Consider the following 229-nt stretch of genomic DNA (forward strand, 5'->3'; position numbering starts at 1 on the left):
GTGGAGCCGCCGGCCCAAGCGGTTAGTAGGTGAGTGATGGGGTGACGCAGGAAGGTAGTCCATCCCGGGCGGTGGTTGTCCCGGGGTAAGGGTGTAGGCCGGACGGTAGGCAAATCCGCCGTTCATCAAGGCTGAGACCTGATGCCGAGCCGATTGTGGTGAAGTGGATGATCCTATGCTGTCGAGAAAAGCCTCTAGCGAGTTTCATGGCGGCCCGTACCCTAAACCG

1 rRNA gene is annotated in these 229 nt (G+C 60.3%); it reads left to right on the top strand.

The annotated features are described in order from the left end of the window. Positions 1 to 229: ribosomal RNA gene (locus tag KUM38_RS40680) — 23S ribosomal RNA — on the top strand; the annotation flags it as partial.

The sequence above is a fragment of the Streptomyces sp. AC558_RSS880 genome (assembly GCF_019049255.1).
Taxonomy (GTDB): domain Bacteria; phylum Actinomycetota; class Actinomycetes; order Streptomycetales; family Streptomycetaceae; genus Streptomyces.